Here is a 25446-nt window from a genome sequence, read left to right as displayed (position 1 = left end):
AATTATAACGTTAAAATCTAAAATTATATGCTTTTTTCAAAAATAGAAGGCTCAGGGAAACCACTTTTAATTCTTCACGGATTTCTGGGAATGTCAGATAATTGGAAAACACTCGGAACGCAATTTGCGACTGATTTTCAGGTTCACGTTCTCGATTTACGCAACCACGGACGAAGCTTACATTCAGAAGAATTTAGTTATGAAATCATGGTGCAGGATGTTTACGAGTACTGCCAGGCTCATAATTTAGAAAACATCAATATAATAGGACACTCGATGGGCGGGAAAGTGGCCATGCTTTTGGCAACGACACATCCGGAATTAGTGAGTAAATTAATTGTAGCTGATATTGGTCCAAAATTTTATCCGCAACACCATCAGGATATTTTGGCGGGATTGAACGCCGTCGATTTTTCAAAAAAACCAAGCCGAAGTGATGTCGAAGAAATTATGGAGCAGTTTGTTCCTGATTTTGGAACCAGACAATTCCTGCTGAAAAATTTATTTTGGCAAGAGCCCGGACAACTCGCCTTCCGATTCAATTTGGCAGTTTTTAATACAAAAATGGATGAAATAGGAATTCCCTTACCTGAGAATTCCATTTTCGAAAAACCAACGTTGTTTATTCGTGGTGGAAATTCAAGGTATATTTTAGACAGCGATTTCGAAAACATAAAGCAGCATTTTCCGGATTCAAGCATTGAAACAATCCCGAATGCAGGACATTGGCTTCATGCCGAAAACCCAGCCGATTTCTATCAAAAAGTTATTTCCTTTTTAAAATAAATTAATCAGATTTAAATTTTTACTACATTTATTAAATCTTAAAATATAAAATTATGAATTTACTAATCAAAATTCTTATTACTTCGGGCTTGGTGTTGCTTATTGCGAACTTTATGCCGGGAGTTCATGTGGCTGGATTTACTACAGCATTAATTGTAGCCATTGTTCTAGGGTTGCTTAATATATTTATCAAACCAATATTGGTAATACTAACTTTGCCGGTTACTATTATTACATTAGGATTGTTTTTACTGGTTATTAATGCGTTAATGATTTTGTTGTGTACCAAAATTGTGGGCGGATTTAGCGTTGACACGTTTTGGACGGCCTTATTCTTTAGTATTATATTGTCAGTTTTGCAGTCTATTATGAATGGAATATTAGGCGAAGGAAAATAAAACGTTGTTTTTAACACGTATTTATGATTGAATTCCGGTTTTAATTGTGTTCAATTTATACCTTTGTACTTTATTTATAGAATATTATGTCTAAAAAGTTTTACATATTGTTATTGGTTATGCTTGGTTTCTTTATGACACCAAGCGTAGCTTTTGCATGTGGAACAAAAGCAGACAAGTCGTGTTGCAAAAAAGAATCTTCTTCAAAAAAGGAGCAGAAAGACTGTTGCAAGAAAGAAAAGAAATCAAATGAAAGTTCACATGAAGGCTGTAACGGTGCTTGCAAGAATATTTCTTGTAGCAGTTCAGCATTTCAATTAGGTTTAACTTCGGTGTTTTATACCGAATTAAACAAGCAAGTTTTTAGTTTTTCTACTGAAAAACAAAATTATTATTATTCGGAAATGTTTATTTCTTCACATTTTCGTTCTATTTGGCTTCCACCTAAAATAAGCTAAATCCCTTCTATGACAGCCTGAAAACTGTCTTTTTCAAAGCAAATTATGCTTTAACAATCATTAAATTTTAGTCGGATAGAATTTGAAATGTAGCTAAATGTGCTATTTTTTTCAATGTTTTTTGCGACTGATTCACCTCAAAATTATTCATACAATGAACTCAATAAAAAAAATATTGATGGCAATAATCCTATTGCTTTCAGTTACAATTGCAAGCGCGCAAATTAAAAATAGCAAGACAGAAACTGTTAAAATATATGGAAACTGTGATATGTGTAAAAGCAAGATAGAAACTGCCGGAAACCTGAAAAAAGTAGCAAAAGTCGAGTGGAATAAAGACACTAAAATGGCGACACTTACCTATGATTCTACTAAAACGAGCCAAGACGAAATTTTGAAACGCATTGCTTTAGCAGGTTACGACAGCGATAAATTTCTTGCTCCGGATGCTACTTATGACGCATTACATGGATGTTGTCAATATGAAAGAGAAGCTAAAGTAGCTGTTTCAACAGAGATGAAATCTGAAACTGCCACAACAGAAAGTCATGCAAATCACGCCAATCATTCTGATGCCTCTGCTGCAAAACAGCAAGTGGATACTAAACTAAAAGTTGTTTTTGACACCTATTTTCTTCTGAAAGATGCTTTGGTGAAAACTGACGGAAAAGCTGCTGCTACTGTAGCTAAAGACATTCTTACAGCATTAAATGCAGTAAAAATGGACGAGCTTGCGATGGATGTTCACATGATTTGGATGAAAGAAATGAAAGGTTTAATGGCTGGTGCCAAGAACATTTCGGAGACTCAAGACATCAAACGTCAAAGAGAAATTTTCATTCCACTTTCAAAATCGATGTATGAATTGATAAAAGTGGCTAAATATGAAACTCCGGTTTATCTTCAGTTTTGCCCAATGGCAAATGACGGTAAAGGTGCAAACTGGTTAAGCAAAGAAAATGCGGTTAAAAATCCTTATTATGGTTCCCAAATGATGACTTGCGGAAAAACGGTCGAGACAATTCAATAAGCATTTAAAAGGAGTATAAAATGAAAAAAATAATGCTGCTATTCAGTTTAATAATCAGTATTTCAACTGCGACTGCGCAAGTGAAAATTGGAGAAAGTTTGCTTGATTTTGAACTTAAAAATAATAAAGAGTCAACAATAAATTTGGCTTCGCTAAAAGGAAAAACGGTCTTAATTGATTTTTGGGCTTCTTGGTGCGCGCCATGTAGAATAGCCAATAAAAAGTTGGTTCCTTTTTACAATCAATATAAAAATGACAACTTCGAAATTGTTGGTATATCGCTGGATACTGATAAAACCAAATGGATGAATGCTATTCAAAAAGATAAATTAGAATATGAGCAATTGATTGATCCAAAAGGGTTTGATGCTAAAGCAGCGCTACTTTTTGGCGTAGAGCAGTTGCCAAGTGCTTATCTTTTTGATGCATCAGGAAAACTGGTTGCTATCAATCCTACAGAAGAGCAAATTTTAATGCAAATAAAAAATTAAAGCAAAATGAAAAATCTAAATCTAAAATTCATAGGTATCGCTTGTTTGGTTTTAATGACAAGTGTACAATCCTATTCTCAAATCTCAAAAGCTGAGATAATGGCGACAGGTTTAACGTGTTCGATGTGTTCTAATGCGATAAACAAACAATTGAAAGCAACCGTTGGTGTGGACAGCGTGAGTACTGATTTGAATACGAATACCTTCACGGTTTATTTTAAAAAAGACAGTAAAATAATGCCAAGAGTATTGAAAGAAGGCGTTGAAAAAGCAGGTTTTTTCATCGGTTCATTAGTAATTACAATGCCTTCAGAAAACTTAAAAGTCGATGGGAATAAAACTATTTTAGTAAATGGTTCGACTTTCGTTTTATTGAATGAAGAACTTAAAAATAGTAATGGGGAAACAAAATTGAAAATTTATGACAAAGGATATGTTACCCAAAAAGAACATAAAAAACTGCTTAAAACGTTTTCAAAAACTGCTTCATATCCATTAGATAATGAAGATGATTACCATATTAAAGCTGTAATGTAATGAGGAAATTTATAATTGTATTTACACTTTTTTTTATTCAGGGAATATCGGCTCAGGAACTTTTTGTAGTTACTGATCCGGCAAGTAATGTTCCTGCGGGCTCACTGGGAATTCGTTTTGGACAATCCATTTTTAAGGAGCAAATGCAATCACGATTTAATTACCATGTCATGCCCGAAGTTACTTTGGGAATCAATAAAAATTTGATGGTGAGAACATCCATGTTTGTCAGCAATAGAAGTAATCAATTGGTAACTGAAGGCGCCAGTTTTTATACAAAATATCGTTTCCTTTCCACGGATGATTTACACAGTCATTTTAGGATGGCAGCATTTGGAAGATACAGTTTCAATAATGCCGATATTCATCAGGAACAGTTAGAAATTATGGGACAAAATACTGGTTTTGAAACTGGAATTGTTGCGACGCAGCTTATAAAAAAGGTAGCCATTAGTGCTTCTGTCAGTTTTGAAAAAGCATTCGATAATAAGCCGGATTACAAATTTCCCGCAGCGCAAAGTGATAACGCCACTAATTATACATTGTCGTTTGGAAGACTGATGTATCCAAAAAAATACACTAATTTTAAGCAAACAAATATCAATACAATGGTTGAGTTTGTTGGACAAACATTAAACGAAAATGGAAAATCGTATTTGGATATTGTTCCTTCCATTCAATTTATAATTAATAGTCAGGCACGAATTGATGTTGCATACAGGCACGAATTATATAGTTCTATGTTCCGGTCTGCACCAAATGGATTTTATCTGAACTTAGAATATAACTTTTTTAATATCATAAAATAAATTGTACGGCTTAACTTGATAGTACTGAATAACTGATTAAGTAGAGGTCAATCAATAATAATAAAAAATAACACCATGAAAAAAATAATGCTTTTGTCTCTTATAACGGCTTTCCTTACGGTTTCTTGTAACCAAAAAAGTAAAGATGAAACCGCTGCCAGTTCTGATAAAACAGAAAAATCGGCTGAATTATATGCTTGTCCGATGCATCCTGAAGTTACTGGCACAGCGGGAAGTGAATGCCCAGAATGCGGAATGGAATTAACCGACAAAGTGGCGCAAACAACCGCTGCTTATAATGAAGCAACTCCTGTTGCTGTTGCTAACGAAGAATCCAGTGCCATAACTGCAACTGGAAATGTGAGCAAAACGGCTTTCCCAACTGATGCAATAGTTTCGAATTACCTCAACATCAAAAATGCGTTAACGAAAGATGATTCAAATGGAGCTGCCGTTGCCGCAAGAAATTTGTTAATTACTTTGAATAGTTCGAGTACAACTTCTGTAGATACCAAATCAAAAAATAAGTACAATGCTTTTGTGGCTGATGCCAAAGCGCATGTCAAACATATTGGCGATAATGCCGGTAAAATGGACCACCAAAGAGAATATTTTTCGTTATTGAGCCAAGATGTTTTCGGTTTAATTAAAACCTTTGGAACAAAACAAACAGTTTATCAGGATTATTGTCCAATGTACGGAGAAGGAAAAACCGGTTACTGGATCAGCGAAACTAAAGATGTGATCAATCCGTATTTTGGTTCGGAGATGCTGAATTGTGGCAGAAGAATTGGAACTGTTAAATAATCATGAAACTCTACATCAAAAACATGGTGTGTGACCGATGCGTAATGGCAGTGAAGTCTGAGCTAGAAAAACTCGGACTTTATGCCATTTCAATTACGCTTGGTGAAGTCGAATTAGAAACGGAATGTACCGAAACTCAAAAAAGGGATTTGCTCAAAAGCTTACGTTCTTTGGGTTTTGATTTAATCGATGATAAAAAAAACATAACCATCGAAAGAATAAAAACAGTGCTAATTGATTTGGTTTACAACAAAAATAATGTGCTAAACAGCAATTTATCGGATTATTTAGCAAATGATTTGGCACAGGATTATAGTGCTTTGAGCAATTTATTTTCGGAAATAGAAGGAATTACAATTGAGCGTTACTTTATTGCTCAAAAAATAGAAAGAGTCAAGGAATTATTGACGTATGATGAGTTGACTTTGAGCGAAATCGCCATTCAACTTCAGTATAGCAATGTGGCACATTTGAGCAATCAGTTCAAAAAAACTACTGGATTTACGCCTACTTATTTTAAACAATTGAAAGTAAAAACGAGAAAGCAAATCGATGATTTGTAATCACGCAAACCTTTTCCAAAATTGTGTAATAAGGGAATGACGGTATAGTCGGAGATTTGTGGTATCAAAATTTGAGTATTATGAAACATACCTATACAATCATCGGAATGTCCTGCGACGGTTGTCGTTCCAAAGTCGAAAAAACATTAAATGCTATTGATGGGATTCAAGCTGTTGTTACTTTAGTTCCGCCTTTAGCGACAATAACAATGGATAAACACATCCCAACTACTCAATTACAAGAAGCTTTATCTGCCGCCGGAAACTATACAATTACCATAAATAATATGACTGATTCTCACGGAATGGCTGAGAAACCAATCGAGAAATCATGTTGCAGTTCGAATAAACCACAAGAGAAATCAACAGTAACTTTGCCTCCTAATGCAAAAGGGAAATACTATTGTCCGATGCATTGCGAAGGAGAAAAAGTTTATGATAAACCAGGAGATTGTCCCGTTTGCGGAATGGATTTGGTTAAAGAAGTAGCGATAGCAAATAGTAAGACAATGTACACTTGTCCCATGCATCCTGAAGTTATCCAAGAAGGTCCTGGTTCTTGTCCCATTTGCGGAATGGATTTAGTGCCAATGGAACCCACCGATTCTGAAGAAAATAAGACGTACAATGAATTGGTGCGTAAAATGAAAATTGCTGTAGTTTTTACAGTTCCTATTTTTATTATTGCTATGTCAGATATGATTCCGAATAATCCATTAATGAGAATTATGGATGCGGAAAAGTGGAATTGGGTGCAACTAATTTTGTCGCTTCCTGTCGTTTTTTATGCGTGTTGGATGTTTTTTGAGCGTGCATGGAAATCCATTGTTACCTGGAATCTCAATATGTTTACCCTTATCGGAATAGGTTCCGGAGTAGCTTTTCTGTTTAGTTTGGTTGGATTATTTTTCCCAACTATTTTCCCGGATGAGTTTAAAACGCATAACGGAGCAGTTCATCTTTATTTTGAAGCGACAACTGTGATATTGACATTGGTTTTATTAGGGCAATTGTTAGAAGCCAGAGCACATAGTCGAACTAGTGGCGCGATAAAAGAGCTTTTGAAATTAGCACCAACGGAAGCCACTTTGATTATCGAAGGAGCTGATAAAGTAATCTCCATTCATGATATCAAAAAAGGAGATTTATTGCGCGTAAAACCCGGAGATAAAATTCCGGTAGATGGAAAAATCACCGATGGAGAAAGTACTATTGATGAATCGATGATTTCAGGAGAACCTATTCCCGTTGATAAAAAAATAGATGATTCCGTTATTGCGGGAACCATAAACGGAAATAAATCCTTTGTGATGATTGCCGAGAAAGTAGGTTCGGAAACTTTGCTTTCACAAATTGTGCAAATGGTAAATGACGCCAGTCGTTCCAGAGCACCAATCCAAAAATTAGCGGATAGAATCGCTAAATATTTTGTACCAATAGTGGTAATTGTTTCTGTAGTTACATTTTTTGTTTGGGCAAAATTCGGACCGGAACCCGCACTGGTTTATGGATTTATTAATGCTATTGCCGTATTGATAATTGCCTGTCCTTGCGCTTTGGGATTGGCCACGCCCATGTCAGTAATGGTTGGTGTTGGAAAAGGAGCGCAATCGGGAATTTTGATAAAAAATGCGGAAGCATTGGAAAATATGAACAAAGTAGATGTTCTGATTACTGATAAAACAGGAACCATTACCGAAGGAAAACCTTCTGTAGAGAAAGTCTTCGCTATTAATAATGACGAAGATTCTTTATTGCAAAGTATTGCTTCGTTAAATCAGTACAGCGAACATCCTTTGGCGCAAGCCGTAGTCCATTTTGCGAAAGCGAAAAACGTTTCATTAATCGAAGTCAAAGATTTTGAGGCCATTTCCGGTAAAGGAGTTATTGGAACGGTAACCAACAAAAAAGTGGCGCTGGGAAATAAAAAATTAATGGAACAAGTGCAAGCTACGGTTTCTGAAGAATTAGAAAATCAAATTATAGCTGAACAAAAACTAGGAAAAACAGTTTCTTATATTTCAGTGGACGGAATTGCTGTTGGATTTGTGTCAATCACTGACGCCATAAAACCAACAAGTGTCGAAGCAATCAAAGAATTAATTCGTCAAGGCGTTGAGGTCATCATGCTAACAGGCGATAATGAAAATACGGCAAAAGCAGTCGCTCAGGAATTACATTTAAGTTCTTATAAAGCGGGTTGTTTGCCCGAAGACAAGCTCAAGGAAATTAAGCGATTGCAATCCGAAGGGAAAATTGTAGCGATGGCAGGCGATGGAATAAACGATGCTCCAGCTTTGGCGCAAGCCGACATAGGAATTGCTATGGGAACCGGAACGGATGTTGCGATAGAAAGTGCCAAAATAACGTTGGTGAAAGGCGATTTACAAGGAATAGTGAAAGCTAAAAACTTAAGTCATGCGGTGATGCGAAATATTAAACAAAATTTATTCTTTGCCTTTTTCTATAATGTGTTAGGAATTCCAATTGCTGCGGGAGTTTTGTATCCATTTTTTGGAATTTTGCTTTCGCCAATGATAGCGGCTTTGGCGATGAGTTTCAGTTCCGTTTCTGTAATTGCAAATGCGTTGCGATTGCGAAATTTAAAATTTTAAATAAAAACATGAAAAGTACCATATTATTAATCGTATTCCTGACTCTTATTTCACCTTTTGCAAAAGCAGAAAATTTAAATAAAAAGAGTATTTCAAAAAAAATAGAAATTTTTCAGGTACAGCCTAAAACTTATACATGCCCAATGCATCCTGAAATTCATGCTACTAAACCGGGAAAATGTCCCAAATGTGGCATGGATTTGATTAAGGAAAAAGCAAAACCGGTAAAAAAATCTGTTCCAAAACAGCAATCATCAAAAGCAGTTGTAAAAAAAGCAGTGCCTGTAAAAGCTAAGATTATTGAGACTAAAGCAGCAAGTGATAATTTGCATCAAAATCATACAACTGCTCCTGCAGAAACTGCTAAAGTTATAGAAGCGCCGATAAAAAAGATTGTTGAAAATGTCCCTCCGAGAACCGTTCGATATGATTTGTATGTTCGGGATACAATTGTCACTTTTGGCGATAAGCCAAAAAGAGCGATTGCTGTAAACGGACAAATTCCGATGCCAACACTCACCTTTACCGAAGGCGATATTGCCGAGATTTATGTGCATAATGAATTAAATGAAGATACTTCGCTGCATTGGCACGGATTGTTTTTGCCTAATAAAGAAGACGGTGTGCCTAATTTGACTCAAATGCCAATTAAACCGCACACCACACATAAATATACGTTTCCAATTATTCAGCATGGAACGCATTGGTACCACAGTCATACGGGTTTGCAGGAGCAAATTGGGATGTACGGTTCCTTTGTCATGAATAAAAGAAACGAAGACCCCACTTTTAGAGCAGGAATTGATGATTTGCCAACCGTTCCAATTATTCTGAGTGAATGGACCGATTTGAAACCGGAAAATGTACATCGGATGCTGCACAATGCCACAGACTGGTTTGCGATTCAAAAAGGAACTACGCAAAGCTATTCTGAGGCTATAAAAGCAGGACATTTTAAAACCAAAGTCGCGAACGAATGGAAACGAATGAACGCCATGGACGTAAGTGACGTGTATTACAATAAATTCCTGATCAACGGGAAAAATGAAAGCCAACTTTCGCAGTTCAAAGCGGGCGATAAAGTCCGATTGCGGATTTCCAACGGTGGCGCATCAACCTATTTTTGGCTGAATTATGCCGGAGGAAAAATCACCGTTGTGGCTAATGACGGAAATGATGTGGAACCTGTTGAAGTTGACCGATTAATAGTAGCTGTTTCTGAAACTTATGATGTTGTTGTAACGATTCCTGCAGAAAAAACGGCATTTGAATTTTTAGTTACTTCTGAGGATCGAACAAAATCTGCTTCGTTGTATTTAGGCGACGGCATTAAACAATTGATTTCACCTTTGCCTAAATTAAAGTATTTTGAAGGGATGAAAATGATGAACAGCATGATGAAAATGAACGGTGATTTAGACGATATGGGCATGCAAATGTCACTAAATCAAATGGACATGAATGTGGTGATGTATCCTGAAATTACAGGTCCCGCAACTGTCAAAGGAGGAACTCAAAAAGAAGGCGAAATGGATCATTCTTCGCACGACATGGGGAAAATGAAAATGGATGATTCTTCTGCAAAAAAAGAAGGTATGAAAATGACGGAGGACGATTATAACAGCAACGCTCTGTCAGATATAACAACTTTGAACTATGCGATGCTGAAATCACCCACTAAAACTACGCTTCCAAAAGACGCACAAGTGAAAGAATTGCGATTTGAATTATCAGGAAATATGAATCGCTATGTTTGGAGTCTGGACAATAAAGTTGTTTCGGAAGCTGATAAAATTCTAATTAAAAAAGGGGAGAACGTCAAAATTGTACTCTTCAACGGTTCGATGATGCGCCACCCGATGCACTTGCACGGACACGATTTTAGAGTGTTGAACGGAAAAGAAGAATACGCTCCGCTGAAAAATATCATTGACATTATGCCGATGGAAACTGATACGATTGAATTTAATGCAAATGTTAAAGGGGATTGGTTTTTTCATTGTCACATTCTCTATCACATGATGGCGGGAATGGGCAGGGTTTTTAGTTATGAAAATCAAGAGCCAAATCCTTTGATTCCAAATCCAAAATTAGCGCAACGCAAATTATTTGCTGATGACAGAGCTTTTCATGTGATGGCCGAAAATGATTTTGCCACGAACGGAAATGACGGAATGTTGATGATTCAAAACACACGATGGAGTATTGGGACCGAATGGCGTTTGGGTTACACCAAACATCACGGATATGAAACCGAAACACACATTGGACGTTACATCGGTAAAATGCAATGGATGATGCCGTTCATTGGTTTTGACTGGAGGTATCGAAAAATGGAAATGGGAGAAATGGAAGAGAATCTTTTTGGTCAAACCAATACCAAAGACAATCGTGCTGTCTTCAGTGCCGGAGTCGAATATACGTTGCCAATGCTCATCAAAGCACAAGCCGAAGTCTATACCGATGGAAATTTCAGATTGCAATTTGAACGCATGGATATTCCGGTTTCCAAAAGATTGCGCATGAATTTAATGTGGAATACGGATAACGAATATATGGCGGGATTGCGGTATATTGTTAAGAGAAATTTCGGAATAACTACGCATTACGACAGTGATATGGGAATGGGTTTTGGATTGAGTTTGAATTATTAAAAACGGAATACTTTGTTTTTGTAATTTTGAGAAAAATATAGTGTTATGTTACAACTTTCAGAAATCTGGATTTATCCTGTAAAATCATTAGGTGGAATTAAATTGCAAAAAGCTCATGTGACCGATCGCGGGCTGGAGCACGACCGCCGTTGGTTGCTGATTGATGAAAACGGAACGTTTCTGTCGCAAAGGGAACATCCGGAGTTAGCTCTTTTTCAACCTGAAATTACAGGGAATTCTCTAAAGATTACACATCGGGTACAATTAGAAACAATACAATTTCCTTTGCAACAATCTTTTTCGGAAGCCGAAACTAAAATTGATGTGACGGTTTGGGAGGATTCCATTCAAGCGTATGAAGTAGATTCGGTTGTATCAGATTGGTTTTCCCGATTATTGGGATTTTCGGCTCGTTTGGTTTACATGCCCGAAGAAAGTCACCGAAAAGTGGAGGCTGAATATGCCGTTACCGAGGCTGATATTAATTCTTTTTCGGATGGCTATCCTTTTTTGTTGATTGGTCAATCGTCATTGGATGATTTGAATTCCCGTTTGAAGGAAGCACTTCCGATGAATCGGTTCCGACCTAATTTTGTTTTTACAGGCGGTGACGCTTATGAAGAAGAATCTTGGAAAGAATTTACAATAGGCGAATTGACTTTTTTTGGAGTGAAACCTTGCGGAAGATGCGTAATGACAACAATTGATCAAGAAAAAGGCAAGACCTCAGGAAAAGATCCTTTGCTGACTTTGGCAAAATATAGGACAGTAGGGAATAGTGTGTTGTTTGGACAAAACTTGATAGGTTCTGGAACTGGTCTTGTTGCTGTTGGTGATGCTATCGTCATTTTGATTTCTGTTTAAAGTCCTTTTTTGCGACTTTATGCGAAGTTTCCTAACTTTGAATCTAATTGTATATGTCCTTACACTCAACACTTACTTTATTATTTGCTCATTATTGTGATTACAAATTCAGAAATATTTGCGCAGCATTAATGAGGAATTTATTCTTGAAAAGGACAGTTTGAGTTAACAATCGGCACCTTATCATTAGGTTTTAGATTTGTTCTTTGAAAAATTAACTTGTTGAAAAAACAATCGTATTATTGATAAGTGTTAGTTCTGAATTGATTACAATTACCGAATGAAATAGAGACTATTTTTATTTGAAGGTTTTTGGGTTTGGCTTTGTGCATTTCAAAAATAGTGTTATTTTTGCACCCGAAACAATGAAAATGGCCCGTTCGTCTATCGGTTAGGACGCATGGTTTTCATCCATGTAAGAGCGGTTCGATTCCGCTACGGGCTACAACTCATAAACAATTATCTTAAAAAGCCTCGAAAAGAAATTTTCGAGGCTTTTTTTATTGGTTTTGGTTTTTGTTTTTATGAAATAAGAGAATGTTTCAGCTTTCAGAAATGTGCTAAAATATTAAATTCTATTTATCAATTCTTTTACAGTTGCAAATAGTCCAATCAATATTATTATGAATATTCCGCGTATTCTAAATTTTGATAAGGAATCTCGATATTCATTTTTTTTCTCGCTTTTTCTTTTTTCATATAAATCCCATTTGACTATTAAAAAAGCAACAGCAATCCAGAAAAAGAAATAAAAAATTAATGTATTTGTACTTTCATCTTGTATGTATTTCATTTATATTCATTTAACCTTCCGCTTGCAAACTCTCCCGACTTTTTGCCAAATCCTAATATGCCGTTATCACTTTACACTCACTATATATTTGCTCATTATTGTGGTCGCAAGGTCAGAGACGTTTGCGCAGGGTATACGACAAATTTAGTATTTGAATGAACACCTTTGCGCAGCTGGTTTCATCAAGACACCGTGTTTAAGAGTAGAACGAGTCTTTTAAATTTAATTAAGGATACAATTAGTATTTATATATACTATCTTTTTAATGAGAAATGACCCATTTTGTTGGTTCCATTCGCAAAAATTATTTGAAACCAATAGTCTGTAGACGGCAAAGGTTTTTCATTTAAACTTCCATCCCAGCCTTCATTATAACCCAAACTTTTTAAAAGTTTTCCATATCGATCATAAATGTAAATACTATAATTTTGATTAGTTATTTCAGTAATTTTCCAGATATCATTTATACCGTCATTATTTGGAGTAAAAAAATTCGGTATATTATACATTAAAGAATCCCCATTGTTTTCTAAATTACAATCTACACCAACATCAGAAACATTTAAATTTATTTTTGTTTTTACAGTGCAAAGAGTACTGATATCAGTAACCTTTAGTGTTATTTCTTCATAACCTTTAGTAGTATTCTTATAAGATTCATTTATTAGAGCACTTATATCGTTTCCAGTACTATCAAAATATGAAAACTTATAAAGCGTAGTGTCGTGAACTAGAAGAGAACTTATTTTTGATAGATCAAATACTGCATATCCACTTCCCGTAGGCTCACATGCATATAAATCTGGAATTGTATTTAAAGTAAAAGAAGGTGTAGTTTTTAATTCAATCTGCGTATCCTTATAGCAATTTGGGTTGTTTTTATTCCCTACACGAATATAGATAGTTTCAGAAAAAGGATCTTTATTAGAATAATTTACAGTCAAAGGAGATGGAAGATTATTACCTAATTTGTCTTTGTAAGAGAAAATAAAGTCATCTGGATTTTCAACTAGATCTTTCTCTATTGATGACATATCAAAACCAGAAGAAAAACCATTTCCTAAATCAGCGCAAGATGTCAAAAATGGTATGGCATTTAATTCAGGTTTTTTTGTTTGAATGTAATCATAGGTATTAAAAAGGTAAACAGATCCAGCATAACCTATGTAATTTTGTTCATTAGCATCCAAAGCGTCCCAGAAAGCACCTACAAACAAATTCTCTCCATGCAAGGAAAAGGAGCCGCCAAAATAATCGCTATTATGCCTTATTTTTGGTTGAATAATTTGAGTTTCTTTCCAATTGTCATTGTTATCTTTTTGAAACATATAGACGCGACCATAAACTTTTGATAAATTTCCATTGGTGTCATATTCGTATTCAGTTCCGCTTATGGCCATTTTATTTTCATAAATTTCCATTCTGGAACCAAAATCGAAATGATTAATTGAACCATCTGATGCCCTGATTTTTTGATGTCCCGCCCAATCACCACTTGAATTTTTCTTAAAAATATAAACCGACCCCAAAGATGTTAGAGGGCCTCCTCCGTCTCCACTTAAGTTGGAATCGTAATCATCCTCGCGGCTAGCTGAAATAGTAATGACATCTTCATTAATTTTAACAACTCCACCAAATCTGTCTTGTAATCCTCTGTAATCGTAGGCAATTAATTTTTTAATTTCACTCCAGGTGTTAGAATTTGCATTTTTTTCAAAAACATAAGCTGCTCCAGCCCAATTAATCCCTTCATTTTCTGCTCCTATTACAACAGTATTTCCGGAAATAGCTACAGAACCACCAAAGTTGTCTCTCTGCCCTCTATCACTTGCCACAATTTTTTGAGTTAATGACCAAACGCCTGCACTATCTCGATAATAAATGTATGCCGCTCCTGCGTTCTCAGAGAAATTCATTAGGGAGCTATCAGTACTATTATAGGAAGCGCCAACAACCATTTGGTTACCAGACAGCGCAATTTTTAAACCAAAATTATCCCATAAAACATCTTCAGGTTTAGCTATTTTTTGAGTAAATACATATAAATCATTAGCATCCCTTTCGTACATGTATATAGCATTTCCACCTCTCGGGTTAAGTGGATCGCAACCATAAACCGCAAGTGTTTTACCGTCCATTACAACTAAAGCGCCAAAACCACAATACCCTTCGATTTTTGAAAGTGTTAATTCTTGATAAATAGACCATCCATCACAATCTTGTTTTGCGATATAAACTTTACCAGCATTTTCTATGCTTCCGATATTTTCTCGGTCAACACCAAAAGCTGCAAAACCATCATATGTAGAAATTGAGGAACCAAAGGCATTATCAATGGATCTAATGGGCGCAACAATTTTAAAATTTTGTTTCCATTGTTGTGAGTATAGCGTTGATACACTAAACAATATTAGTAGTGTAAAAAAGTTTTTTAGTTTCATAATTATTTTCAAGCGAAAGCTAAATTAAAATATTTTTTAGGATAATATACTACTCTCGTTTATAGACACGATTTGCAAAATCGCGTTATCTTTTTTTATAGCTCTTGTGTAAATGTAGACGCAAAGTCAGAGACGTTTGCGCAGTTTTTACTATAAATTTATTGTTTGAATGAACACTTTGTTGAGCTGGTGGTTTTTTTATATTTTCCAATTATTTTTTATAGCTTCTAATTTTGGAACTATACAAGATTTAGTTTCGTCGTTTTTAGAAACAAAAAGTTTGATTTTATCTTCTGCTTTTTTTTCTGTCATTATTGAAAAATCTGTTGTTTTAGATTTTCCAAAAATCTTTTGTCCACTTGCACCTATGTAATAATAGTTGATTAGAATACTTTGCCCAATATTTGTTATTGGCAAACCTGAGTTTGGTGTTAAAGCTATAATAGTTCCTTCTTTCACAAGTCCATTCTTATATAAATTATAATCTCTCAAAGCAGGAATTAAACCTATAGCTGAAAAGACAGAACCGAGAACAAAAAAGATAAATGGTAAAATGTAAAATAAATAAAATGGAAAAATAAAAGGTTCTAAATTTTGAATTTTGGTTTGATTTTCAAAAGTTTTAATCTTTATTTCACTTCCGATTTTTATTTCATTAGTTTTCTCTAAATCCATAGTTTGGAATTGATCAGATTTAATTACACCATTGTCTAAAAATTCGTAACTTATTTTTAATGGATGTTCTCCATTTATTGTGACATTATTTATAGGTCTTAAATCAGTAATTTTTGCGTTTTTTTCTGTTCCATTTTTCTCAATTTTATTAAAATCATATTTTTGATACGCTTCAACAAATGAGTTTGTCATAAATAAAACGCTTGGAAGTAAAATAAAAATTGATGAAAAAACAAATACAATTCCTATAATTGAAAAAGGGCTTCTGTCTTTAATTAGTTTAATAAGGTTTGAAAAAGTAACTTCTCTTTTATTCATTTTATTTTGGTTTAATTTTTACTTTTTTTCTCAAAATACACCTCCGCTAGCCCGAGCGTCACGCTCTTACCTTTTTTTTAATTGTTTTAATTTTTGTTTTTGTTTTTGTTTGCGGGCATGAGCGGGACGCTAGCGCTAGCGGGGGTTGGCATAAGTAATTTTATAGTTTCCAAAGTAAATACGTCTTTTCTGCTAAACTTTCAGTTCTCTTTTCTGATTCTACTTCAGTCCAAACTTTTAAATCTCTATATTGATCACAAAACTCTTTTACAACTTTCAGTTCTGATTTTTTAAGTTCTTTTAATTTTACTTCAAGTTTTGAGTTTCCAATAGCAGAGTTTATTTCACCACTTAATGGGAGTAAATTCCCCATTTTAGAGACCCATTTGTCTGTTATTTTTTGACTTTCAATATGTTCTAAAGTTATATTAAAGGTTTTTAATTCATTTGTGTTTAATAATTCTGTCTCTAGTTTAGCAAAGATATATTGTATTAGTTTTTTATCTTTAGTTAGTTTATTTGTAAAAACAATATCGTTAAATTTACTTTTATAAACTTCCAAAGAAGGAATTTTATTTTTCAATTTTTCAAAAAGCTCACTTAATAATTTTCTGACTTGTGATTTATCGTTAAGTAACCTTAATTCTCTGGAATATTTTGAATATGTGCTTTCTAGACCAGAAGCTCTCATTGAACAAACTGCAGTAAAAATGAAATGAAATTTTTCAATTTTTGAAATACTTTCTCTTAATTCATTTATGTTTATTAATTTGTTTTTATATAGATATAATAAGGTCAAAAATAATGGTCTATGTTGTACTACTCTAAAGTCATTTAAAGACTTAATTGAGTAATAGATTTCTTTGCTTTCTTGCTCTTTCCAATCTATTTCTAAAGGAGAAATAATTTTCACATAATCTTCCGATGCAATTATAAGTTCTCCTACAAATTTTTTATACTCTTTTTTGTTTTCTTTTATTTTTTTTTGAAATGACGCATAAATTCTGTCTTCAATTAAAAACTCATAATTTGAAATCCAAAAATGTCTAAAGTATGTCGATATATTTACTCTATTTTCTCTCTCTTGTAAAATACTCTTAATTTTTTTCCAACTTTCTTTTGCATAATCAGTTGGATGCTCTTCCGCTAATAAATTAAATATTTTATTTTTTATTAAATCAATTGTTTCTAAATCTTTACCTTTTGCATTTAGGGTTTCAAATATAGTCTGTGCTTGTCTTTCATTATCAACAGTTATGAATATAGTTTTGCATTTTAAAATTTGATCTCTAACTGCTTTTAAAAGATCAATGGTTTCTAAATTTTTAACATTTAAACTCAAATTACTAAACTCAATTCTTAAATTATCTTCCTTAAGTTTTTTACTAAAGAAATCATAAGCAATTAATAAATTTGATTCTTCTTCTGTTTCTGGCTTATATTCATCTTCTTTATCTAGATTTTGAATTCTTCTTTGTAAAAATGGTTTTGGGTTTTCATTTTCTAATTTAAAGAAAGGTTTATAATCTCCATCTTTTCCTTCAACATATGAATAGCAACTTTGGGAAAGTGCGTTGTCTATGTTTTTAAGGGTTTCAGTTAATGCGGAAAAAAGAATAGTTATACTAGTTAATCTTTGCTGACCATCTACTACTAAAAAATCAGTGTCTTTCGAATCGTCGCCAACTAGTACTAAAGCTCCAATGAAATAATCATTAGTAACTAATTCTGATTTATCAAGTTTGATTTGGTTTAAAGTATCATTCCAAAATGAATTTAGTTCAGTTTTCCCCCAAGAATATTCTCTTTGAAATCGAGGGATTATATATTTTCTATTTAAAGTTAATATATCTTTTATAGTTCTTGGATAAGCGTATAAGTTCATGTTTTTTACGTTTTCTTTTTTTATTATTTCTGACAACTTGTATGTGCCCGGTAAAAATTAGCGCTTATACACCCGGTTTTGGTTGGCTTTGCGCTACTTTGTTTAGTTTTATCTGTTTTCAAATATATTAATTTTTTTCTTACAAACTATCAAATAAACTTCATATTGTCGTATATCACAATTCGCGTGAAGGATGGCAGTGGAGCTCTTTATTGTTTTGACCAGCAGGGCAAAATAATAAAAGCGGGAACGTACAGCCTGACCCGTAGTCTCGTCTTTTGGGACGAGACGGAGGGACACGCCCAAATTATTTTCCTTTTTTGGCCTGTGATTTTGTCAAATAACTGCCTAAAATTCAATCCCGAAGGTTCGGCACTAAAAAGCTTGTTTGGGTTGCAAAAATTTTATAATTTTGCAACCCAATTTTATTATGTAAATTAAAGAAGAAGATGGATATCAAAAGAGTAGCAATAGACGCTGTGAATGAAACAATTGTAATGACTGTTGTTCACATGGATTACAAAGGACAAGTTGCAAAAAGAATAAATGAAAAAATGCCTTTGGCAACTGTTAAGGGATTTAGAAAAGGAGCTGTGCCTAAAGATCTTGTTGAAAAACAATACGGTAAAGCTATTAAACAAGAAGAAGTTCAGAAAGTTGTTGATTTAGCTCTAGAGCGTTTCGTACAATCTGAAAGATTAAACCTTCTTGGAACGCCACTTCCTAAAGTAAACGAAGATTTTTCTTGGGATGCTGAAGAATTGGTTTTTGAATATGAAATTGGATTGGTTCCAAACTTCACTTTAGACTTAGATGCTAAAAACGACATCGTAAAATATGTGGTTACTGCTGACGATAAATTAATCGACGGTCAAGTGGAAAGAATCCAAAAACAATTTGGAACTGCAATTCCTCAAGAGGTTGTTGCTGCAGATTCAGATGTGACTGGAACATTCACTAACGAAGAAAAAGGAATTAATAACGCTACTACTATTGCTGCTGATCTTTTCAAAGACAAAGCGACATTTGACTTATTCATAGGTAAAAAAGTAGGTGATGTAGTGACTGTAAATACTAAAGGTTTATTTGAAGACGACCACCAATTGATGGACGTGATGAAAGTAAGTCATGATGACGTTCACGGTTTAGATGTTGATGTAAACTTCACAATCGAAGCAATCAACACTGCTGAATTAGCAGAATTGAACCAAGAATTGTTTGACAAATTGTTTGGAGCTGGAACTGTTTCTTCACTTGAAGAATTGAAAGCTAAAATCAAAGAAGATGCTGAAACTCAATTTGCACAGCAAGCGGACCAAAAATTATTAGGTGATGTTACTGAGTTCTTAATCGAAAGCACAAAATTTGATTTACCAGCTGAATTCCTTAAAAAATGGTTACAAACTGTTGGTGAGAAAAAATTATCTCCTGAGGAAGCTGAAGTAGAATATGCACGTTCTGAAAAAGGATTGCGTTTTCAATTGATCGAAGGTAGAGCAATGGCTCAATCGGATATCAAAATCACTTTTGAAGACTTGAAAACATTCACTACAAAAAATATCCGTCAACAAATGGCGCAATTCGGGCAAACAAATCCTACTGACGAAGAAGTTCAAGGAATTGTAGCTAGAGTTTTGTCTAACCAAGACGAAGTGAAAAGACTTTCTGACCAAGTTGTTGCTGAAAAATTATTGGAATTGTTCAAAGAGAAAGCAAATCCTACTACTAAAGAAGTGACTTACGAAGAATTTATTGCAGCGTCTTACGGAGAATAAATTAGTGTTTGTACGGTCGTAAAGTTGAAAGTCAAAAGCCCTAAGCGCCAGAGATTATTAAAATTTTATGATTTGATTACAGATACGAAACAATAAAAAATAGTTATATTTGAGCGTCAGAAAAAATATTTTTTGGCGCTCTTTTGTTTGAATTAATTTCAGGAGCTAATCCAGCTGTACGTTTCAAGTTTTTTCTTCCGTTTCTGTTTTTTAAATTCCTGCAAGAGCTTCTTTCAGTCGCTTTGCAAGAATAAAAAACTAAAAAACGGAATTCAAAAAGCTTTTCTCTTCCATCTGGGCTAAAAAATAAGACATATTGACATCATTTAGAAAGAGGTATGACCTTTGCATTAAATGGAATCACAAGATATAACGTAAAACTTAGAACAAAAAAATATGAACTACGGTAAAGAATTTAAAAAATTTGCTACAAAGGACCACGGTGTAAACTCGATGTATTACGATAAAATCGTAGGCGCAATGACTCCTAAAAACATGACTCCATATATCATTGAAGAACGTCAGTTGAATATTTCACAATTAGACGTTTTCTCCAGATTGATGATGGACAGAATTATATTCCTTGGAACAGGAATTGACGACCAAATTGCAAACATCGTTCAAGCACAGTTATTATTCCTTGAAAGTGCTGATGCTTCTAAGGATATTCAAATTTATTTGAATTCTCCAGGAGGAAGCGTTTACGCAGGATTAGGAATTTATGATACCATGCAATACATCAAACCAGATGTAGCAACAATTTGTACAGGAATGGCAGCTTCTATGGGAGCAGTGTTGTTATGTGCAGGAGCTGCAGGAAAACGTTCTGCATTGCCACATTCTAGAGTAATGATTCACCAGCCATCAGGAGGAGCGCAAGGAGTTGCTACTGATATGGAAATCAACTTACGTGAAATGTTGAAACTGAAAGATGAATTATATAAAATTATCTCTCACCACTCCGGACAAACTTTTGATAAGGTTCATACTGATAGTGAACGTGATTATTGGATGATTGCTGAAGAAGCAAAAGCATACGGAATGATTGATGAGGTTTTAATAAGAGGATAAAAATAGTTACAAGTTTAAGGTTTAAAGTTTAAGGTTGCTACGGGAACTTTGAACTTTAAACTTTTTAAACTTTAAACAAAAAAAGAATGGCAAAAGTAGTATTAGAGTGTTCGTTTTGTGGAAGAAAGAAGCCAGAAACTCAATTGTTGATTGCTGGAATCAATGCACATATTTGTGATAAATGTATCGAACAAGCTCACGGAATTGTTTTAGAAGAATTAAAATCCAGCGGAAGTTCCAAACTGGTTGGAGATTTGATTTTGAAAAAACCAAAAGAAATCAGAGCGTTCTTGGATCAATATGTAATTGGACAGGACCAAACTAAAAAAGTAATGTCGGTTGCGGTTTACAATCACTACAAACGTTTGATGCAACAGCAACTGGACGATGAGGTAGAGATTGAAAAAAGTAACATCATCATGGTGGGACAAACAGGAACAGGAAAAACATTAGTGGCTAAAACCATTGCAAAAATGTTGGATGTGCCTTTAGCTATTGTTGATGCTACCGTTCTTACAGAAGCAGGTTATGTTGGGGAAGATGTCGAAAGTATTTTGACACGTCTGTTACAAGCTGCTGATTATGATGTAGCCAAAGCAGAACGCGGAATTGTATTCATTGACGAAATAGATAAAATTGCACGTAAAAGTGACAATCCGTCTATTACACGTGACGTTTCTGGTGAAGGGGTACAACAAGCATTATTGAAATTATTGGAAGGAACTGTTGTGAATGTGCCACCAAAAGGAGGACGCAAGCACCCGGATCAAAAATTTGTTGAGGTAAATACTCAAAATATTTTATTTATTGCCGGTGGTGCTTTTGATGGAATCGAAAGAATTATTTCGAAACGATTGAACCGTCAGGCCGTAGGTTATTCGACTTCAAAAAATGTGGATAACATTGATAAAGACAATTTGTTGCAATACATTATCCCAAAGGATATCAAAGATTTTGGATTGATTCCGGAAATTATTGGTCGTTTGCCAGTTTTGACTCACATGGATCCTTTAGACAGAGAAACCTTGCGTGCGATTTTGACACAACCTAAAAATGCCTTAATCAAACAATACGAGAAATTGTTTTTGATGGATGAGGTAACTTTTACCATCACAGATGAAGCCTTAGATTTTATTGTCGACAAAGCATTAGAATACAAATTAGGTGCTCGTGGATTGCGTTCTTTATGCGAAGCTATCTTAACCGATGCGATGTATGAATTACCAAGTTCTGAAGACAAAATATTAGAAATTGATGTTGAATACGCTAAAGAAACGTTGAATAAAAATTTATTGAAACGTTTAGAGATTGCATCATAAAAAATGCATTTTTCTTAAAAATACGAACCTGTTCATTCATTTGGACAGGTTTTTTTATGGGTAAATTACACTATTTGTTATTGTTTGAAAAAAGGAGCAATATTTTTTTTTATCAACTTCAGATTGTCGATTTTTGTCCATTCTAAATCAAATATATACAAAATGCAAATAGAAGATGTAGAGGTAATTTTACTAAAAGTTTCAGGTCAGGACAAACCCGGAGTAACCGCTGGTTTGACATCTATCTTGGCGAATTATGATGCCATTATTTTAGATATTGGTCAAGCAGATATTCATGACACACTCTCTTTAGGTATTTTATTTGAAATAAAGGCGGGTTCTTCTTCCGCTCCTGTTCTAAAAGATTTATTGTTCAAAGCCTATGAATTGGGTGTGAAAGTAAAGTTCATACCAATTTCGATTGCAGATTATGAAATATGGGTCAAAGGACAACGCAAACAACGTTATACCATCAATGTTTTGGGTGAAACCTTAACGGCGGTACAATTGGCTGCGGTAACTAGAATTCTATCCAACCAAAATTTAAATATTGACGCTATCAAAAGATTAACCGGCAGGGTTTCTATTTTGGAGAAAGATGAATTTCCGCGTTCTTGCATACAATTATCAGTTACAGGAACGATTGTAGATAAAACGTTTATGACGGCAAGTTTTATGGAAATTTCAAGAACATTGGATGTAGATATTTCCTTTCAGGAAGACAATATGTACCGAAGAAACAGACGTTTGGTTTGTTTCGATATGGATTCGACCTTGATTCAAACGGAAGTAATTGATGAATTAGCTGAATTGGCGGGTGTGGGTGAGCAAGTAAAAGCCATTACAGAAGCAGCCATGAACGGCGAAATTGATTTTAGCGAAAGCTTCAAGCAACGCATGGCTTTGCTAGAAGGTTTGAGCGAGGATGTGCTGCAAAATGTTGCTGAAAATTTACCGATAACGAAAGGAGCGCATCGCTTGATGAAGGCCTTGAAATATTACGGCTATAAAACTGCTATTCTATCCGGAGGTTTTACTTTTTTTGGGAAATACCTGCAAAAAGAATTAGGGATTGATTATGTTCACGCCAATGAATTGGAAATCAAAGACGGGAAATTGACAGGTAATTATCTCGGTGAAATTGTGGATGGTAAAAAGAAAGCAGAATACCTTCAGGCCATTGCGGATAAAGAAGGTATTCACATCAACCAAACCATTGCAGTGGGTGATGGTGCCAATGATTTGCCGATGCTAAATTTAGCAGGTTTAGGAATTGCTTTTCATGCTAAACCTACGGTAAAAGAAAAAGCAGAAAGTTCTATTTCCAGCTTAGGACTCGACGGTGTTTTATACCTGTTAGGATACCACGACAGGCATATTGATATGATGGAGGAGGAGTAATTGAAATAATTATAAAAAAATAAAAAAGGGCTGTTCCAGAATCATTTTTGTACAGCCTTTTTTATGCTTTAACGGTAAACGCTTTTTCAGGTTTTTCTGTTGTTTGTTTTTCGGGAGATTTACAAATTCCTCTAGCACCACAACTCATTCTGTGCGGTCCGCAGGAACTCAATACAAAAAGTGCAATCAAGATGTAGAAGGTGTTTTTCATCTTTTTAATTATTTTTATACGCTTTGAAACTGCATGCTTTTCAGTTGTTCTAAATAATCCCTTTGGTTGGATAATCTTGGAATTTTGTGTTGTCCACCCAATTTGTCTCGGTCTTTTAACCAATCGTAAAACAAATTTTTCCGCGCTACATTGATTACTAACGGATTTAACGTCATGTTGTTGTAACGTTTGGCTTCATAATCGGAGTTTAAGGATTGTATGGATTCATCTAATGCTTTCTGGAATTGCGATACATCAGCAGGATTATCTTTAAATTCAATCATCCATTCATGGGCACCTTTTTCTTTGCCTTCCATAAATATAGGAGCAACCGTGTAATCAACTACTTCCGTCTGGGTTAGTTTACACGCTTTGGCTATAGCCTGATCGGTATTTTCGACCATCAATTCTTCGCCAAAAACATTAATATGATGCTTTGTTCTTCCCGTCACCCGAATTCTATATGGATTCAATGACGTAAAACGAACGGTGTCGCCTATCAAATAGCGCCACAAACCAGAATTGGTCGTAATCACCAAAGCGTAATTTTTAAACAATTCCACATCTGCCAATCGAATAACTTTTTGATCCGGTGTCCCAAAAGTATCCATTGGAATAAATTCATAGAAAATTCCGTAATCTAACATCAACAGTAAATCACTGGAATTATTTAAATCCTGAATGGCAAAAAAGCCTTCAGAAGCATTGTATATTTCGTAATATTTAAACTCTTTTTTAGGGAGTATTTTTTTGTATTGTTCTCGGTATGGTTCGAAATTTACGCCGCCATGAAAATACACTTCTAAGTTTGGCCAAAGTTCTAATAAATTTCCTTTTCCGGTTTCTTCCAGCATTTTGTTCATTAAAACCAACATCCAGGAAGGAACTCCGGCGAAACTGGTTACATTTTCGTTTTTTGTTTCGTTTATAATCGCAGCAATTTTCGTTTCCCATTCGCTCATTAAGGAAATTTTATTGCTTGGTGTGCTGCTGAACTCCGCCCAAATAGGCATGTTTTCGATTAAAATTGCGGATAAGTCTCCAAAGAACGTATTGTTGTCCTCATAAATTTGGGAACTTCCGCCAAGACGCAGACTTTTCCCCAGAAACAGTTCGGAATCCTCGTTGTTATTCAAATACAAACACAATAAATCTTTACTTCCTTTGTAATGACAATCCTCTAAGGCTTCATTGCTTACCGGAATAAATTTACTTTTTGCATTGGTAGTTCCACTTGATTTGGCAAACCATTTTATAGGTGTTTCCCAAAAAACATTTTGCTCGCCTTTACGGGTTCTTTCTATTAGCGGCTGTAATTCTTCGTACGTCGAAATGGGAACTCGCTCTGCAAAATTCGCATAAGATTTTATTGTAGCAAATTCATATTGCTTGCCTAAAACAGTATTTTTAGAAGACTGAATTAAATTCATAAGCAATTCTTCCTGAACTTCATTTGGGTATTTTAGAAAGAGTTCGATCTGATGAATTCTTTGTTTTAGAACCCAAGAGGCAAACGAATTGATTATGGTTAGAGGCATTTTTAAA

The 25446-nt window shown here is 34.7% G+C and carries 22 protein-coding genes and 1 tRNA gene; 17 read left to right on the top strand and 6 right to left on the bottom strand.

Annotated features, from left to right (window positions below):
* Nucleotides 1-27 precede the first annotated feature (27 nt).
* The 13 genes from IWX80_RS03425 (at nt 28) to IWX80_RS03365 (ending at nt 12457) form a co-directional block, all read left to right on the top strand.
* Nucleotides 28-786 carry an alpha/beta fold hydrolase gene (locus tag IWX80_RS03425; RefSeq protein WP_196852169.1) on the top strand — a complete coding sequence of 253 codons (759 nt, stop codon included), beginning with the start codon at nt 28-30 and terminating at the stop codon, nt 784-786.
* A 53-nt stretch (nt 787-839) separates the two neighbouring features.
* Entirely contained in the window at nt 840-1184 is a 345-nt protein-coding gene (locus IWX80_RS03420; protein ID WP_091165627.1) for a phage holin family protein, read from the top strand.
* Between the two features lie 86 nt (nt 1185-1270).
* Nucleotides 1271-1642: a hypothetical protein gene (locus tag IWX80_RS03415; protein WP_196852168.1), complete on the top strand. Its 372-nt coding sequence runs from the start codon at nt 1271-1273 to the stop codon at nt 1640-1642.
* A 154-nt stretch (nt 1643-1796) separates the two neighbouring features.
* Entirely contained in the window at nt 1797-2672 is an 876-nt protein-coding gene (locus tag IWX80_RS03410) for a DUF3347 domain-containing protein (protein WP_196852167.1), read from the top strand.
* Between the two features lie 20 nt (nt 2673-2692).
* On the top strand, nt 2693-3163 hold the full coding sequence (locus IWX80_RS03405) for a TlpA family protein disulfide reductase (protein ID WP_196852166.1): 471 nt from the start codon (nt 2693-2695) through the stop codon (nt 3161-3163).
* A 6-nt stretch (nt 3164-3169) separates the two neighbouring features.
* The gene (locus IWX80_RS03400; protein WP_196852165.1) at nt 3170-3700 is read left to right on the top strand and encodes a heavy-metal-associated domain-containing protein; all 531 of its coding nucleotides are present in this window, start codon (nt 3170-3172) and stop codon (nt 3698-3700) included.
* Nucleotides 3700-4509, top strand: a complete 810-nt coding sequence (locus tag IWX80_RS03395; protein WP_196852164.1) for a hypothetical protein — start codon at nt 3700-3702, stop codon at nt 4507-4509. The genes IWX80_RS03400 and IWX80_RS03395 overlap by 1 nt, the downstream gene beginning before the upstream one ends.
* A 75-nt stretch (nt 4510-4584) precedes the next feature.
* Complete coding sequence (locus IWX80_RS03390; RefSeq protein ID WP_196852163.1) at nt 4585-5316, top strand: DUF3347 domain-containing protein; 732 nt, start codon at nt 4585-4587, stop codon at nt 5314-5316.
* A gap of 2 nt (nt 5317-5318) precedes the next feature.
* Nucleotides 5319-5879 carry an AraC family transcriptional regulator gene (locus IWX80_RS03385; RefSeq protein ID WP_196852162.1) on the top strand — a complete coding sequence of 187 codons (561 nt, stop codon included), beginning with the start codon at nt 5319-5321 and terminating at the stop codon, nt 5877-5879.
* An 80-nt stretch (nt 5880-5959) separates the two neighbouring features.
* The gene (locus IWX80_RS03380; protein WP_196852161.1) at nt 5960-8494 is read left to right on the top strand and encodes a heavy metal translocating P-type ATPase; all 2535 of its coding nucleotides are present in this window, start codon (nt 5960-5962) and stop codon (nt 8492-8494) included.
* 8 nt (nt 8495-8502) lie between these two features.
* The gene (locus IWX80_RS03375) at nt 8503-11148 is read left to right on the top strand and encodes a multicopper oxidase domain-containing protein (protein ID WP_334682211.1); all 2646 of its coding nucleotides are present in this window, start codon (nt 8503-8505) and stop codon (nt 11146-11148) included.
* A 45-nt stretch (nt 11149-11193) separates the two neighbouring features.
* Entirely contained in the window at nt 11194-12012 is an 819-nt protein-coding gene (locus tag IWX80_RS03370) for an MOSC domain-containing protein (RefSeq protein ID WP_196852160.1), read from the top strand.
* Between the two features lie 373 nt (nt 12013-12385).
* Nucleotides 12386-12457: transfer RNA gene (locus IWX80_RS03365), tRNA-Glu, on the top strand.
* A 123-nt stretch (nt 12458-12580) separates the two neighbouring features.
* Here the strand turns inward: IWX80_RS03365 and IWX80_RS03360 are convergent.
* The 4 genes from IWX80_RS03360 to IWX80_RS03345 form a co-directional block, all read right to left on the bottom strand.
* Entirely contained in the window at nt 12581-12805 is a 225-nt protein-coding gene (locus IWX80_RS03360) for a hypothetical protein (RefSeq protein WP_196852159.1), read from the bottom strand.
* Between the two features lie 254 nt (nt 12806-13059).
* A complete protein-coding gene (locus IWX80_RS03355; protein ID WP_196852158.1) occupies nt 13060-15246 on the bottom strand; it encodes a T9SS type B sorting domain-containing protein in 2187 nt (728 codons plus the stop codon).
* 198 nt (nt 15247-15444) lie between these two features.
* Nucleotides 15445-16239 carry a hypothetical protein gene (locus tag IWX80_RS03350; RefSeq protein WP_196852157.1) on the bottom strand — a complete coding sequence of 265 codons (795 nt, stop codon included), beginning with the start codon at nt 16237-16239 and terminating at the stop codon, nt 15445-15447.
* 160 nt (nt 16240-16399) lie between these two features.
* On the bottom strand, nt 16400-18124 hold the full coding sequence (locus IWX80_RS03345) for a DUF262 domain-containing protein (protein ID WP_196852156.1): 1725 nt from the start codon (nt 18122-18124) through the stop codon (nt 16400-16402).
* A 449-nt stretch (nt 18125-18573) separates the two neighbouring features.
* Between IWX80_RS03345 and IWX80_RS03340 the strand changes: the two genes are divergently transcribed.
* The 4 genes from IWX80_RS03340 to serB all read left to right on the top strand — a co-directional run bounded on the left by IWX80_RS03340 (nt 18574) and on the right by serB (nt 23690).
* Complete coding sequence (locus IWX80_RS03340; protein WP_196852155.1) at nt 18574-19899, top strand: trigger factor; 1326 nt, start codon at nt 18574-18576, stop codon at nt 19897-19899.
* Between the two features lie 396 nt (nt 19900-20295).
* Nucleotides 20296-20970 carry an ATP-dependent Clp endopeptidase proteolytic subunit ClpP gene (gene clpP, locus IWX80_RS03335; protein WP_073351820.1) on the top strand — a complete coding sequence of 225 codons (675 nt, stop codon included), beginning with the start codon at nt 20296-20298 and terminating at the stop codon, nt 20968-20970.
* A gap of 86 nt (nt 20971-21056) precedes the next feature.
* Nucleotides 21057-22289 (top strand): ATP-dependent Clp protease ATP-binding subunit ClpX, encoded by a 1233-nt coding sequence (gene clpX, locus IWX80_RS03330; RefSeq protein ID WP_121364395.1) that lies wholly within the window; start codon nt 21057-21059, stop codon nt 22287-22289.
* A gap of 162 nt (nt 22290-22451) precedes the next feature.
* Nucleotides 22452-23690, top strand: a complete 1239-nt coding sequence (gene serB, locus IWX80_RS03325) for a phosphoserine phosphatase SerB (RefSeq protein WP_196852154.1) — start codon at nt 22452-22454, stop codon at nt 23688-23690.
* 61 nt (nt 23691-23751) lie between these two features.
* On the opposite strand, the gene IWX80_RS03320 is transcribed toward serB, so the two are convergent.
* Together IWX80_RS03320 and IWX80_RS03315 are read right to left on the bottom strand one after the other, a co-directional pair.
* The gene (locus tag IWX80_RS03320) at nt 23752-23901 is read right to left on the bottom strand and encodes a hypothetical protein (RefSeq protein WP_167400546.1); all 150 of its coding nucleotides are present in this window, start codon (nt 23899-23901) and stop codon (nt 23752-23754) included.
* A gap of 14 nt (nt 23902-23915) precedes the next feature.
* The gene (locus IWX80_RS03315; RefSeq protein ID WP_196852153.1) at nt 23916-25439 is read right to left on the bottom strand and encodes a GH3 auxin-responsive promoter family protein; all 1524 of its coding nucleotides are present in this window, start codon (nt 25437-25439) and stop codon (nt 23916-23918) included.
* Nucleotides 25440-25446 lie beyond the last annotated feature (7 nt).

This window comes from Flavobacterium sp. CAN_S2 (genome assembly GCF_015752255.1).
Classification (GTDB): Bacteria; Bacteroidota; Bacteroidia; order Flavobacteriales; family Flavobacteriaceae; genus Flavobacterium.
This window is presented reverse-complemented; position numbering and strand designations above follow the sequence as displayed.

What these genes read in the sequence shown, in the direction of transcription:
- IWX80_RS03425 (WP_196852169.1), top strand. Translation starts at nt 28, where the DNA reads ATGCTTTTTTCAAAAATAGAAGGCTCAGGGAAACCACTTTTAATTCTT.
- IWX80_RS03420 (WP_091165627.1), top strand. Translation starts at nt 840, where the DNA reads ATGAATTTACTAATCAAAATTCTTATTACTTCGGGCTTGGTGTTGCTT.
- IWX80_RS03415 (WP_196852168.1), top strand. Translation starts at nt 1,271, where the DNA reads ATGTCTAAAAAGTTTTACATATTGTTATTGGTTATGCTTGGTTTCTTT.
- IWX80_RS03410 (WP_196852167.1), top strand. Translation starts at nt 1,797, where the DNA reads ATGAACTCAATAAAAAAAATATTGATGGCAATAATCCTATTGCTTTCA.
- IWX80_RS03405 (WP_196852166.1), top strand. Translation starts at nt 2,693, where the DNA reads ATGAAAAAAATAATGCTGCTATTCAGTTTAATAATCAGTATTTCAACT.
- IWX80_RS03400 (WP_196852165.1), top strand. Translation starts at nt 3,170, where the DNA reads ATGAAAAATCTAAATCTAAAATTCATAGGTATCGCTTGTTTGGTTTTA.
- IWX80_RS03395 (WP_196852164.1), top strand. Translation starts at nt 3,700, where the DNA reads ATGAGGAAATTTATAATTGTATTTACACTTTTTTTTATTCAGGGAATA.
- IWX80_RS03390 (WP_196852163.1), top strand. Translation starts at nt 4,585, where the DNA reads ATGAAAAAAATAATGCTTTTGTCTCTTATAACGGCTTTCCTTACGGTT.
- IWX80_RS03385 (WP_196852162.1), top strand. Translation starts at nt 5,319, where the DNA reads ATGAAACTCTACATCAAAAACATGGTGTGTGACCGATGCGTAATGGCA.
- IWX80_RS03380 (WP_196852161.1), top strand. Translation starts at nt 5,960, where the DNA reads ATGAAACATACCTATACAATCATCGGAATGTCCTGCGACGGTTGTCGT.
- IWX80_RS03375 (WP_334682211.1), top strand. Translation starts at nt 8,503, where the DNA reads ATGAAAAGTACCATATTATTAATCGTATTCCTGACTCTTATTTCACCT.
- IWX80_RS03370 (WP_196852160.1), top strand. Translation starts at nt 11,194, where the DNA reads ATGTTACAACTTTCAGAAATCTGGATTTATCCTGTAAAATCATTAGGT.
- IWX80_RS03360 (WP_196852159.1), bottom strand. Translation starts at nt 12,805, where the DNA reads ATGAAATACATACAAGATGAAAGTACAAATACATTAATTTTTTATTTC.
- IWX80_RS03355 (WP_196852158.1), bottom strand. Translation starts at nt 15,246, where the DNA reads ATGAAACTAAAAAACTTTTTTACACTACTAATATTGTTTAGTGTATCA.
- IWX80_RS03350 (WP_196852157.1), bottom strand. Translation starts at nt 16,239, where the DNA reads ATGAATAAAAGAGAAGTTACTTTTTCAAACCTTATTAAACTAATTAAA.
- IWX80_RS03345 (WP_196852156.1), bottom strand. Translation starts at nt 18,124, where the DNA reads ATGAACTTATACGCTTATCCAAGAACTATAAAAGATATATTAACTTTA.
- IWX80_RS03340 (WP_196852155.1), top strand. Translation starts at nt 18,574, where the DNA reads ATGGATATCAAAAGAGTAGCAATAGACGCTGTGAATGAAACAATTGTA.
- clpP (WP_073351820.1), top strand. Translation starts at nt 20,296, where the DNA reads ATGAACTACGGTAAAGAATTTAAAAAATTTGCTACAAAGGACCACGGT.
- clpX (WP_121364395.1), top strand. Translation starts at nt 21,057, where the DNA reads ATGGCAAAAGTAGTATTAGAGTGTTCGTTTTGTGGAAGAAAGAAGCCA.
- serB (WP_196852154.1), top strand. Translation starts at nt 22,452, where the DNA reads ATGCAAATAGAAGATGTAGAGGTAATTTTACTAAAAGTTTCAGGTCAG.
- IWX80_RS03320 (WP_167400546.1), bottom strand. Translation starts at nt 23,901, where the DNA reads ATGAAAAACACCTTCTACATCTTGATTGCACTTTTTGTATTGAGTTCC.
- IWX80_RS03315 (WP_196852153.1), bottom strand. Translation starts at nt 25,439, where the DNA reads ATGCCTCTAACCATAATCAATTCGTTTGCCTCTTGGGTTCTAAAACAA.